The organism is Metasolibacillus sp., from assembly GCF_025291715.1.
Taxonomy (GTDB): Bacteria; Bacillota; Bacilli; order Bacillales_A; family Planococcaceae; genus Metasolibacillus; species Metasolibacillus louembei.
In genome coordinates this window covers 90,617-103,455 of record NZ_JAMBIZ010000011.1, presented here as the reverse complement: position 1 = coordinate 103,455, position 12,839 = coordinate 90,617, and the positions used below count along the sequence as shown (strand labels likewise).

Here is a 12,839-nt window from a genome sequence, read left to right as displayed (position 1 = left end):
TTTTTTTATTCGAAGAATAGATTACAGAAAATTCAGTATTATTTACCGTGTTAAATTATTTTAATGCGACGCTTGTGCATCGTTATATGAAAAAAATTGCTTATATGTATCATCAAATGGGGGGATTAGTCGTTGCAGGGACAGATACACCAGCAGGCATTTTTACATTTCCTGGGTTAGCCTTACATCGTGAATTAATGTTATTTGTAGAAAGTGGCTTTACGGAAATTGAAGCGATTCGAGCAGCAACGATTAATGCTGCGAAAGCTTTGGAGCATGAGGATTTAGGCTGCATTCAAGAACAGGCGATTGCAGATATGGTTATTTTAAATGCCAACCCACTTATAAATATTGAAAATACAACAAATATTCATCTCGTTGTAAAAAGCGGAGCCCCCTTGGAAAAGCAAGCTATATTTGAACATATTCCATCACTCCAGCAACAGGAAAGGTTTATTAATGAGCTAATAACTAATTTTAAAGCGCATCAGTTACTGTAGGTTAGATAAAAAATTTCGGAAAGACAGCTCAAAAGTGCTTTCCGAAATTCGATATGAAATACGGTAATGAATAGATTGTTAATTTTAAACTGCTACCTAGTGCTTATGAAAGCGTTGTCGAGCAGAGCTTTTTTCAGCGATAACAGGAATATGAGGTAAAACCTTTCCTAAGCCATAAAGTGGCATATTTACATAAATGGATTCGTATGTGCCTTTATTGATTTGATAGGTTTCATGATAAATGCCTACTGTCTCAGTATTGCCTGCTCTTTGATTAAATTGCTTCCATGCAGCTAAGTGCTTTTCGTTTTCCGCATAAGCAAGTAAATCCTCAAGAGAACGCCAATATTGAATCATCGTTGTTGTTTTCAGCCCAAAATAGCTTTCCATCGATAAAAACCCTAATTCCTCTTTGTGTGTGTAAAGCTCCTTAATCATAGCGGGCATCGCTTTAAATACAGGAAACCATTTATGAACAGCAAGACGATTATTCACGCGCATACCAATAATAAAAACGACAATATCCTCTGTATTATGAGCTGTATAACGCCCAGCGTAAACTTTATTAGCCATAGTTAACCCTCCTTTTTAAGCTTTTCTAGTGTGAAATCACACCAGTCAATTGCAGCTTGTGTTGTCCTTTTTCCATAATCCAATGTGAACAGCCAATACATAGCATCCTTACTCGTATCTTGTTGAATTGCTTGTTCGATTGCTACATAAGTTTGGTAGCGTCCTGCAAGTGCCTCTTTATAATTTTGTAGCAGCAATTTTTGCTTTTCATAAGATTGATAGTGACCGAAAAATAATTTAAGTAAAACCTCATTACGCTCTGTTGGAAAATGCTCAATTGGCTGCTCTAACCAATTTTTTAATACTTCTATACCTTTTTCCGTTAAATAATATTCGTTTTTATCAGGTCGCCCATTGCCTGAGGAAGTACGAATTTCCGCCAATCCTTCCTGTGAAATTAATTTAAGCGTTGGATAAATTTGCCCATAACTAATTTTCCAAAAATGGTTCAAGCTTCGATCAATAAGCTGCTTAATCGCATAGCCTGATTTGCATTCAGTCGTGAGTATGCCGAGTAGTGCATATGTTGTGTCGTTGTATTTTGTCATATTGCTCCACCTATCTAAAAGATATATATCATTAAGATATATAATGATGGATAGTGATGAAAAATACAAGCTACAATGAAACTCTCCTTCGCTTTTTAACGTAAAGAACAGTAAGTGTAATAGGGTATCTTATCCTATTTTTATCTATGTAAAAATTTGTTTTAATACAAATAAATGAAAAGGGGGGATATTGATGGCGTTTGTGAAATTAAATTGCCCAAATTGCAATGGTAAGCTGAAATATAAGGAGGGGCAAACGATTAAATGCCCTTACTGTGAAACAGAATTGTTGCTGAAAGAAAATAAGGTGTACTATATTAATCAAACAATTAACAATTATTATGGGGAGGCTCGTCCTCAGCAGGCTCCACATGTAAATCCCAATTTCAAGGTGCTGTTATTCATACCAATCATCATCATAGTGGCATTTATGGCATATTTTTTGGCAGTAGATATGAAGGATACAGATAAAGTGCAGGTAGCAGCTCGAACAATGCCTGAAAGTGAACCACTTCTCTTTTTCCTAAAAGATGTTTTCAACAAAGGAGAGGCACTGCCTACTGAGGAGGAAATCGCGACGATTCGTTATTTCTTTGCTCGAAAATTGGAGGATCAATGGCATTTTGACTACAGCTTTGATGACCCATTTTCGAATGAGCAGGCGGAAATATTCAGCTATACATTACTGGATAAGCTATTAAATAAAGAGAAGATCGACCAGAAGGATTTTGAAGCTCTTACAGGCTTAACAAAGCTACAGCTAAATGATGAATATGATATTCAACAAAGCGAACAATTAAGCTTTGGGCATTTGAAAGGTTTAAAAAGCTATTCAGGTGCCTTCAATGAATCATTTTCTAGAATTGCCGAGTTTATAGGGGATAAATCAAAGATTACAGAGCTTTCTATACAAATTCGAAGCAACAATGAGCTTGCATTATTACTCGACTTTCCAAATTTGCAGTTACTTGAAATTACATATATGGATGAATCGGTAACAGATTTCCATGTGCTCAATCAGCTAAAGCTAAAATCCTTTGCCATCCGTTATGTAGACAATTTGACTTGGCTATCCTCATTAACGGATTTGCAAGCCTTAAAAATTGCTTATACAGATACGACAGATTTTAGTGCATTGTATGCATTAAGCCAATTGCGTGAGCTCACTATAGAGCATGCACAAAGCTTAAAAACATTAGATTTTCTACAAAGTATGCCAAATTTACAGATGCTGCACTTGGATTATACGTATGTTACAAGCTTAGAGGCTATTAGAAATAAGCAGTCTTTGACAAAGCTAATTTTAGAAAGCAACTCAGAAATAGATTCGCTTGAAGTTATAGGTAGCCTACCTTCTTTAACGGAATTGAAAATAACAGGCTATTCTAAAGCAGATATGTCAGTAATTGTTACACCAAATCTTCAGAGGGCAGAAGTAAAGGATACGCTTATACCAAAGCTACAGGCACCTGCTTTAAAGGAATTAACCGTTTATCTTAATGATGATTTTGATGTAGCGCAGTTAGTAAAATTCCAAAATCTAGAGCGGCTTTCGACCTTTGAGAGTGAGGAGCTAATTAATATTCGTGCACTTAATCAATTACCTAGCTTGCAAGCACTCGATTTAAATGAGGCGTATTTCTTTAATGAAACCAAGGAATTATTTACTTTGCAGCATGTTAAAGCGCTAAGCTGTACAGAATGCTATTTCCGTTTTACGGATGACAAGCCATTGGAAAATAATACGTTAGAGCATTTAACATTGAATAAATCATCATTTGAGCTAGGTAGCGGTGATTGGTTGAATGATGACAATAAAATGGTGCCATATTTCGCCAATATGACAGCACTGCGTTCTTTTACAATGCAGGAAGGTTCATTGCAATCGCTAAGCTTTATGGAAAAATGGCAGCAAATTGAGGTACTGCATCTGGAAAATAATGCAATTAGCGATATTGAGCCATTGGTGAAGCTAGCTAATTTGAAAAAGCTCTACATTACAGGGAATTCAGTGCAAAATAAATCTGTTTTGGATAAAGGGGTATTGGTTTATTAAGAACTTCCAATACAACAAAAGGCAGAAATCATCATTGATTTCTGCCTTTTGTTTGAAAAATAATATAAATGCTAAATATAGTCCATACTAAAAACGCATTGCAAAAACTGCTTCTTTATGATAAATTTATATAGTTATACGCTAATTTTAGAAATAGCATAAAATATCCCTATAATAATTATAGCGTATCGTTTATTGCAAGTCAACCCATAAGGAGTGAATGCTATGAATTTATTATTTCAACAACAACAAAAGCATGTAAATGGTGTGATGAAGACGATTGCATCACAAATGAATCGACTGGAGAAGGAGGCTTCGCAGCGACAAAGTGATGTGATGAATATTCGTAAGCATTTTTGGGATGAAGTGAAAGTGAATACGGACACTTTCGATGATTTTCTTGAAACGATTATTGGATTAAGACAGGAAGCGCAAGCATTGGCAGTCAGTCAAAGCACCCATCAGCATGCTGCAAAAAGGTTGGATGTATTGCAGCGGATGCAGAACATTCCTTATTTTGGGCGAATTGATTTTATAGAGCAAGGACATCGTGCTACAGAACAAATTTATATTGGAATCTCGTCATTGATGGATGAAGGTGGGGAGGATTTCCTTATTTATGATTGGCGAGCACCTATTTCTAGCGTATATTACGATTATCAGCCAGGACCTGCGCAATATAAAACACCAGAAGGCATCATCTATGGTCAGCTGGAGAAGAAATGGCAATATTTAATTCGTGCGGGTGAGCTTCAATCTATGTTTGATACAAGTCTAACGATAGGTGATGAAATTTTACAGCAAGTTTTAGGTAAAGGCACAGATAAATATATGCATAGCATTGTGGCAACAATCCAGCAGGAGCAAAATCGCATTATTCGTCATGACAAAGGTAGATTGCTTGTTGTACACGGTGCGGCTGGTAGTGGGAAAACATCTGCTGCAATGCAGCGTGTTGCCTATTTACTATATAAATACCGCGATAGCTTGAATGCAGAGCAAATTATTTTATTTTCACCGAATGCGATGTTTAATAGCTATGTATCGAATGTACTACCAGAGCTTGGGGAAGAAAATATGCAGCAGGTGACATTTCAAGAATATTTAAATCATCGATTGAGCAAAGAGTTTCAAATTGAAAACCCTTATGACCAATTAGAATATTTATTGACGACAATGGATACAGCTACAAGGGTCGCAGCTATCCAATTTAAAGCATCTGTACGCTTTTTTGAGGTGATTAAATCTTATAAGGAGTCACTTGGGCTGTCGGGCATGCTGTTTCAAGATATTATGTTTAGACAAAAGTCTATCGTGACAGCAAAAGAAATCACTGCACATTTTTATAGCTATGAAACATCATTGAAATTTCATCATCGTCTTGAAAAAACAAAGGATTGGCTGCTAACGCAAGTGAAAGAATTTGAAAAGCGAGAGTGGTCAAGGCCTTGGGTAGAGGATGAAATCGAGCTGTTGAGCAACGAAGAATATCATAAAGCTTATGTTTATTTAGCGAAAAAGAAAGGCTTTAATCGCGATTCAGTAACAGATTATGAAATGGAGCCAAAAATGCTAGCAAGGCTTTTAGTCCATCAAAAATTAAAGCCATTGAAAAAGCGCATTGCTGCATTGCATTTTATTGATATGAAGGGCATTTATCAGCAATTATTTACAGACACAGCACTGATGCAAAAATTGCTAGAGGAGCGCTTGCCACTAATGTGGGAGGCAATTTGTCAGATAACAGTGGACACATTAGAAGAAGATAAACTATTTTATGAGGATGCGACACCATTTTTATTAATGAAAGAGTTGATTCAAGGCTTTCAAACGAACCTGTCCATCAAGCATATTTTTATTGATGAGGCACAGGATTACTCACCGTTTCAATTTGAGTTTATTAAGCGTTTATTCCCTATTGCTAAAATGACGGTGTTAGGGGATTTTAATCAAGCGATTTTTACACATGCGAGTGGTGTAGTCAATTTTGATGTGCTGCAGCATTTATATGGACAAGAGGAAATGGAAGTTATCAATTTGGCGCAAAGTTACCGCTCAACAAAGCCAATTATTGAATTTACACGTCAGCTCATTCCACAAGGTGAGCACATTATTCCCTTTGATCGTGATGGAGAGCAGCCTGTTGTGACACAAGTAGCGAATGAGGAGGAGCTACATCTCAATATCGAGGCGAAGGTTGAAGAGCTGAAAGGCTTAGGCTATCAGAGCATAGCAATTATCTGTCAATCGGCGGCGGAAAGTAAATATGCATATGAAGCATTAACAGCTATTGAAGATATCATCCTGTTAAAAAATAGCTCACCAAAGTATGAGCAAGGTGTTGTCGTTATTCCAGCATATTTAGCGAAGGGCATTGAGTTTGAGGCAGTAATTATTTATAATGCATCAGTGTATCGAGATGAAAGTGTGCGTCGGCTTTTTTATACAGCTTGTACGAGAGCGATGCATTGCTTACAGCTATATAGTGTAGGGCGACCGAGCTCCTTTTTACAGAAGGAGTAGATAGTTCACAATCGGCTCATTCTACGGTAAAGTGAATAGTGCGAAATATAGAAAAGGAGTTGGCAAAATGTTTTTACGTAACAAAAAATTTTATTTGATGTTTGCTTTGTTAACATTGGTTTTTGCGCTTGCAGCATGTGGGACAAAGGATGATAAAGAGGATGGAGCAGCTGAGCCAGAAAGCGAAAAAAATGATATAGCAGATGTGAAGGAAAATCCAATCGTGACAATCACAATGGACAATGATGAGAAAATCGTTATCGAATTAGAGCCTGCTGTAGCGCCAAATACTGTAGCGAATTTTATTTCTTTAGTAGAGCAGGGCTTTTATGATGGACTTATTTTTCACCGAGTAATTCCAGGCTTTATGATTCAAGGCGGTGACCCAGAAGGTACAGGTGTAGGTGGCCCAGATTATGGCATTAAAGGAGAGTTTGCTGCAAACGGCTTTGACAATAACTTAAAGCATGAGCGTGGAGTGATTTCAATGGCTCGTGCACAAGATCCAGATTCTGCAGGCTCGCAATTTTTCATTATGGTAGAGGATGCGCCACATCTTGATGAGCAGTATGCAGCGTTTGGTAAAGTAATTGAAGGTATTGAAGTGGCAGATGCCATTGTTGCAGTTGAGCGAGATGCAGCAGACAAGCCATTGGAAGATCAAAAAATCAAGAAAGTGGAAGTGGATACAAAAGGTGTCGATTATCCAGAGCCAGAAGTAATTAAATAATTAAACGGAGCTGTAGAAAAGGTAGACTTTTTCTACAGCTTTTTAAATGATAATGGCATTAATTAATGCCATGCTAGTATTTGATATATAAGGATTCCCTCTCTAATTGATAATGATAATCAATATCTATAGAATGGGAGGCGTAAGCCTGAAGAGGGAGTTGTTGAGATGATAGCAGTCATTTATTATGCCTATGGTGCACCAAAATCAATTGATGATGTACAAGCATATTTTAGCCATATTCTAAAGGGGAAGCCAGTACCTGCACAAATGTTTAGTGGTATTGAGGAAGCATTTAAACAGTCAGGATTCCCAGACTTCATTCGTTCTTCCACTGAACGGATTGCCAAAGCGTTACAAACAACATTAAACAGTAAATCAAATGAAGAAATTCGCGTATATAACGCATATAAGCATACAGCTCCATTTGTAGAGGATGTATATAACGAGGCTGTGCAAGCAGGCGCAAAGACAATTGTGACACTTTCGGTTAATCCAATTTTATCTGTGGGCGGTGGTGGAGCTGTACATGCAGAGGTAGCAGAGCTTGCAAGTGGGAGCGATATTCGTCATATAGCGATTGATAACTGGCATTTAGATGAAGGTATTATTAGTGTCTACGCAGAACGTGTTCGCCGCGCTTTTGAATGGCTACCTGCAGAGGCGCAAAAATCTGCTTATATACTGTTTACAGCGTATAGTCAGCCAATTGTGCCAGAGCGTAGTGAATTTTATGCAAAGCAATTTGAGGACCTTGCTGCTGCGATTGCTAAAAAAGCAAATATCGAGAGATTCCAGCCAGTTTATCGTTCAGGTAAATCGGAAGGCTGGCTAGCACCAAATGTAAAGGATGCGATGAGAAGCTTACAAGCTGAAGGTGCGCAAGGCTTTGTTACATGTGAGCTATTAAGTGTTAGCGCCGATGTGGAATCATTTAGTGAAATTAATGAGCAATGCCAGAAGCTAGCGGCAGAGCTAAATGTAAGCTTTGCAACTTCCGAGTTTTTAGGCGATAGCTTTGATACAATCATCGCTTTAACGGCATTGGTTGAAAAACATATTTAAGAAATTTAAGCTTAAAGTCTGAGAGATTTCTCAGGCTTTATTTTTATTTTGAGAATAAATTGAATTTCCAACGATGTTATAAGTAAAGGCCTTCATACTTTAAGAAGGATGATTGTATGAAAATTACAAGTGACAACTTTATTAAGCATTTGAAGAAAAAAAGAGAAGAAGCGCTACAGTATGTAATTGATGAATATATCGGCATTGTGAAAGCAATTATTTACAATACATTAAAATCTTATAATGATCCCCAAATCATTGAAGAATGTATTAGTGACACATTTTTAGGAGCCTATGAAAATGCAAGGCAATTTGAAGGCAATCAAGAGGATTTTAGAAAGTGGCTTTGTACAATCGCCAAATTTCAAGCAATTAATAAGCAACGAAAGCTAGCTAAATCAGCGTTATTTTATGAAATTAATGAAAACAGTGACACGGTAAAATCAGCAGAAGAGGAGTATCTTCTAAAGGCATCGACAGAGGAATTATTAAACATGATGAGCCAGCTAGAGCAATTGGACCGCGATATTTTTACGATGAAATACTTTTTAAATATGAAAAACGAGGAAATTGCTAAGCATTGTGGTTTGACAAAGGCTGCTATAGATAATCGCTTATATCGAGGGAAAAAGCGTCTACAACAAATTCATTTAGGAGGAAGTGTGACATGAAAAAGCTATATAAGCAATTTAATCATGTAAAGATTGATATGGAATTGGAGCCAATGGAAGTTAGCACACATGAAAAAGAGCGGATTGAAAAAAGGATATTTAAGGTTAAAAAGAAGAAATATTTCACGAAATATATGGCAGCTGCTGCGATATTTTTACTAGCTACAGGCATTACAGTTGGTTACACATTCCCAGCCTTCGCTACTAATATTCCGATTATAGGAAATGTATTTTCTTTATTTGTTGATAATGAAAAATATGTGTTTGATAACTATGGACAGTATTCTACAGCTATGGGCATGAGTCAGGAAAGTAACGGCGTTGAAGTAACGATTACGAACGCGGTTTATGATACCGAAAACATTACAATTGCCTATACAATTAAAAGTGACAAAAGCTTAGGAGAGAGACCTGTGATAGAAGAGTCAATAGTCGTTGATGAATTTAAGGAAAGATATAAGTACAATGGTTATGATCGTAATTATATTGTGCAAAAGTTAAGTGATACAGAATATGCTGTAGTCTATGTTTATCAGTTAATTGAAGGCACAAAGCCAGAAGAAGTGCATGTGAAATTTCAAGGTGATGAAATTATAGATTTAAATAATGTGAATAATGTAGTAGCGGGAAATTGGTCTTTCGAATTTACATTACAGGCATTAAAGAGTGAATCACAAATATTTCAGAAGGATAGCTTAACAACAGAGGCTGAAGGTGTCAAAGTAGCTGTGCTGAAATCCACGAAAACACCGATTGCTACAACATTTTATATGTCAGAGCTAGTTGATGAGGCACTGCTAGCACAGGAATATGACAAAGTACGTCTTGTATTTGTGGATTATCGAGTGACGGATGATTTAGGAAATCATTATAACTTTATTCATCATAGAGGGACAGGACATAGCACTGATTTTGGTGAATCCCATGTAAATTATCCACGTATTACATTGCCGGCTTTTGATGAAAGAGCAACATCGATTACGATAACGCCGATAATTGCTGTGCATAAAGTAAAAAATGAGGCAATCGAGGGTGAAGTAGTGCCGGTAAAAGAGCCATTTGAAATTGCGCCTATTCAAATTTCGGTGAAGTAATATATTGAACAAGTCGATTTTTTCCATGTCGGCTTGTTTTTTATTGTGAAAAATATTGAGTCAAATTCACATATTCGTCGTCTAAGTAGTAAAGAGGGAGGTGGCAGGTTGTTTCAGTTAGAAAAGCATTATGAAATACATAGCGAGCAAATTTATCAGTTTTTATATTTTATAACATTCGATGTACAGCTAGCGGAAGATTTAATGCAGGAGACGTTTATGCGAGCATATGAGGCGAGGCATTCTTATCGTGGAGATGCCAATGTTTTAACATGGCTACGCACGATTGCACGCAATATTGCCTACGACTATTTGAAACGTGGGAAAAGACTGCGCTTTTTCATGCTGACAAAGGTGGAGGAAGAAATGACAATTGAGCTTTCAGCGGAGCAGCTTGTGCATATCGAAGAAGAGAAAAGAGAATTGTATCGAGCGATTGCTGGCTTGAAACTAAATTATCGAATGGCGATTGTATTACGGAAAATCGAAGGCTTATCGATTAAAGAGGCTGCGGAGGCTTTAGGCTGGAATGAAGCGAAGGTTAAAAATAATACAGAGCGAGGCATGCTTGCGCTAAAAAAGGCGATGGGAGGACGTTATGATGGATAAAGAGCTACAGCAATTACAGGCTCCAGTGCGGACGGATGAAGGTCGGCAAAAATCTTTGCAAATCATTCAATCAGGCATTAAGCAGCGCGAGAAATACCGAAAAAAGCAATACTATAGCGTGTTAGCTGCTGCCATTGTGCTCATCAGTATTTTAGCGGCTTCATTTTTCGATGGAGCACCAAATAAATTGGCAACAAATATAGGCACAATTGAAAAAGGTTACATCGTGCAACATCATAGTACAAATTTATCTCATATGATGAAATGGTATTATTTCCAAAAGAAAAAAATCAGTCAAAAAAATTTAGCAATAATAGAGCCATATATTCAAAGCTTACCTACCTCTACAGAAAAGACTGAAAGCTTGTCGATTTGGCCAGAGAAGCAGCTTTTGTTGAAAATGTCTAATGGACAAATAAAACAAGTTGCGATATTTCCATATGCAGAGCAACAATTGATGCTTATTGATGCGAAAACAAAGCAGACAGTTGTGCTCTCAGTAGAGGAATCGCAAAGTATCAAGGAGAAAATTTTAGCGAACAAATCATTAAGTATCTATCTTAAGTTAATTATTGTTATGTTTTTGCTAGTATTATGGCTCAGCCTCATGAAATATTTTAAGCGTCCAACGGGTAGCCCGATGAAAGAAAGAGGCACGCTATTTTATGGAGGCTTAGGGGTTGCTGCATATTTCTTATGGTCAGTGATTAGTGGCTTTAGTTACTATATCTTTGATACGCTTAATGGTTTATTCATTGCTATTGTAGGGGCATTATTGCTACTAGGTAAAATTTGTGTTGATTATTATAATGGCAAAGCGAGTTACCCTGTTGTCAGTGTGATTCCATTTTTCTTCGTTATGCTGCTAGTGACATTTATATATTGTATGTAGCTCTAAAGTTCCGATTCGCTCATAACAGGGTGCCTGTACTTTCAGGCACCCTCTTTAATTATTTTAATTCCACATGAATCTCTTCTACGCCATTTAAATATTGCTCAAAGCTCGAAATCACAATAGTAGCGGGGCTTAAGGGCTCACCTTCAAAGGATTGCATAAATTGTTGTGGGCCTAACCATCTGGAAGAGGAGTAGTAAATATCGCCTTTTGCATCAACTAAATAATAGGAAATTTCTTCATAATCCTCTTGAGCTGTTGCAAAGCTATATTCAATTGCATAGTGATCTCTAATTGTGACCTCCACAGGCAGGGAGCTTGGTGGGCTGACAATTTGCTTTTTATCAAAATCGGCGATAATTGTTGTATCTTTTATATCGATTGCCTCAATTTTAGTAAATTTTATTGTTAAGCTTTTCGGTATGCGGAAATAATTGCTTTCGAGCATAATGCTAAATTGCTCCTCTATGTTACCATGCATTGTGAAACCATTGCGGATTTTCCCCCACTCTTCTCCATTCTCATCATAGAGACGAATATCTTCAAATGATAGGATTTTCTTCGTGTTTGACGGGTCAACTGACATTTTTAGCCGTGATTGAATGGGTGAAATAATAAGTTCATGTATTGTGAAATGTTGTCCATCTACTGTGACTTGCTGATTAATAGGATAGTGCTTTGATTTTTTAATTTCATTTTTTAAGTCTTGAAAGTATTTCAAATGGATAAGCTCCTGTTGTTCGATAGGTAGCTTAGTAATTGCCTCATTCAATTCAAAAAGCTGTGACATTTGCTTAGGTTGATCCATCGGTATATCGGTTAATAGAACGCGCTTTTGCTGGCGTTGCATCATAAGGCAGGTGTTAATGATAACTCGCACCAGCCATGTCTTGAAATGCTGAGGCTCCCGCACTTTATGAATATTTTTTAAGCATTGAAAGGTCATTTCCTGTAGTGCATCGTTGGCATCATGCGCATTGCGCATATAGCTGTAAGCAATGCGGTACATAGGCTCCTTATATAGCTGAAGAAGCTGTAACTGTGAGGGGATATCGCCACGAATCGCTCGTCTGGCAAGCTCAATTTCGTCCATTTTTAAGCCTCCTTTACTGATTAGATGCACAAGCGGTGTCGTTCGTTCATTTCTCAGAAAGTTTTTTCATTTTTTAACTAAATTTTAACCTTCATAGCTTACAGTGTAAAAAAACAGATTTTTAGAGGAGGATATGGAAATGAAGAAGGCAATTATTGGTAGTGCGTTAGCGGTAGGTTTACTATTTAGTGGGACTGGGCAATCTTCTGCCAATGTAACCCAGCCAATTGATTTGCGGAATATGGATCTCGAGACAGCTTTAATGGCTGTTCAACAGCAACGAGTGCAGCTATTGGACAATCAACTAAAAGCCCAACTAGAAGCTGCACAGCAAGGCAATGCACAGCAAATAGATATGTTACGTCTACAAAGTATGGCAAATAAGCGCAATGAAGCTTTTGATGTTATGACGAATTTTATTAATAAAATGCAGGATAGCCGTTCATCGATCATTGGAAATATACGCTAGAGGGTACTCGATA

Annotated in this window: 13 protein-coding genes; 10 read left to right on the top strand and 3 right to left on the bottom strand. The window is 37.2% G+C overall.

The features are described from left to right. Positions 1 to 47: 47 nt before the first annotated feature. The gene (locus M3Z76_RS09545) at positions 48 to 500 is read left to right on the top strand and encodes an amidohydrolase family protein (RefSeq protein WP_293923953.1); all 453 of its coding nucleotides are present in this window, start codon (positions 48 to 50) and stop codon (positions 498 to 500) included. 96 nt (positions 501 to 596) lie between these two features. Here M3Z76_RS09545 and M3Z76_RS09540 read toward each other — a convergent pair whose 3' ends face one another. Beyond that, entirely contained in the window at positions 597 to 1,073 is a 477-nt protein-coding gene (locus M3Z76_RS09540; protein WP_293923954.1) for a DUF4188 domain-containing protein, read from the bottom strand. Between the two features lie 2 nt (positions 1,074 to 1,075). Further along, the gene (locus M3Z76_RS09535; protein WP_293923956.1) at positions 1,076 to 1,621 is read right to left on the bottom strand and encodes a PadR family transcriptional regulator; all 546 of its coding nucleotides are present in this window, start codon (positions 1,619 to 1,621) and stop codon (positions 1,076 to 1,078) included. A gap of 193 nt (positions 1,622 to 1,814) precedes the next feature. Here M3Z76_RS09535 and M3Z76_RS09530 point away from each other — a divergent pair, with 193 nt between their 5' ends. From M3Z76_RS09530 to M3Z76_RS09495, 8 genes are all read left to right on the top strand, one after another. Then, positions 1,815 to 3,677, top strand: coding sequence for a leucine-rich repeat domain-containing protein (locus M3Z76_RS09530; RefSeq protein WP_293923957.1), 1,863 nt, complete (start codon positions 1,815 to 1,817; stop codon positions 3,675 to 3,677). 225 nt (positions 3,678 to 3,902) lie between these two features. Beyond that, complete coding sequence (gene helD / locus M3Z76_RS09525; protein WP_293923959.1) at positions 3,903 to 6,200, top strand: RNA polymerase recycling motor HelD; 2,298 nt, start codon at positions 3,903 to 3,905, stop codon at positions 6,198 to 6,200. 67 nt (positions 6,201 to 6,267) lie between these two features. Beyond that, positions 6,268 to 6,930, top strand: coding sequence for a peptidylprolyl isomerase (locus M3Z76_RS09520; protein ID WP_293923961.1), 663 nt, complete (start codon positions 6,268 to 6,270; stop codon positions 6,928 to 6,930). 168 nt (positions 6,931 to 7,098) lie between these two features. Then, on the top strand, positions 7,099 to 7,995 hold the full coding sequence (locus M3Z76_RS09515; RefSeq protein ID WP_293923962.1) for a ferrochelatase: 897 nt from the start codon (positions 7,099 to 7,101) through the stop codon (positions 7,993 to 7,995). 116 nt (positions 7,996 to 8,111) lie between these two features. Continuing rightward, complete coding sequence (locus M3Z76_RS09510; RefSeq protein ID WP_293923963.1) at positions 8,112 to 8,666, top strand: sigma-70 family RNA polymerase sigma factor; 555 nt, start codon at positions 8,112 to 8,114, stop codon at positions 8,664 to 8,666. Next, complete coding sequence (locus M3Z76_RS09505) at positions 8,663 to 9,760, top strand: DUF4179 domain-containing protein (protein WP_293923965.1); 1,098 nt, start codon at positions 8,663 to 8,665, stop codon at positions 9,758 to 9,760. Before M3Z76_RS09510 ends, M3Z76_RS09505 begins: the two co-directional genes overlap by 4 nt. 108 nt (positions 9,761 to 9,868) lie before the next feature. After that, positions 9,869 to 10,369, top strand: coding sequence for an RNA polymerase sigma factor (locus tag M3Z76_RS09500; RefSeq protein ID WP_293923967.1), 501 nt, complete (start codon positions 9,869 to 9,871; stop codon positions 10,367 to 10,369). After that, positions 10,359 to 11,261, top strand: coding sequence for a hypothetical protein (locus tag M3Z76_RS09495; protein WP_293923968.1), 903 nt, complete (start codon positions 10,359 to 10,361; stop codon positions 11,259 to 11,261). Before M3Z76_RS09500 ends, M3Z76_RS09495 begins: the two co-directional genes overlap by 11 nt. A 58-nt stretch (positions 11,262 to 11,319) precedes the next feature. Here M3Z76_RS09495 and M3Z76_RS09490 read toward each other — a convergent pair whose 3' ends face one another. Beyond that, complete coding sequence (locus M3Z76_RS09490) at positions 11,320 to 12,357, bottom strand: sigma-70 family RNA polymerase sigma factor (protein ID WP_293923970.1); 1,038 nt, start codon at positions 12,355 to 12,357, stop codon at positions 11,320 to 11,322. A gap of 139 nt (positions 12,358 to 12,496) precedes the next feature. Here M3Z76_RS09490 and M3Z76_RS09485 point away from each other — a divergent pair, with 139 nt between their 5' ends. Beyond that, positions 12,497 to 12,826 carry a hypothetical protein gene (locus M3Z76_RS09485; protein ID WP_293923973.1) on the top strand — a complete coding sequence of 110 codons (330 nt, stop codon included), beginning with the start codon at positions 12,497 to 12,499 and terminating at the stop codon, positions 12,824 to 12,826. Positions 12,827 to 12,839 lie beyond the last annotated feature (13 nt).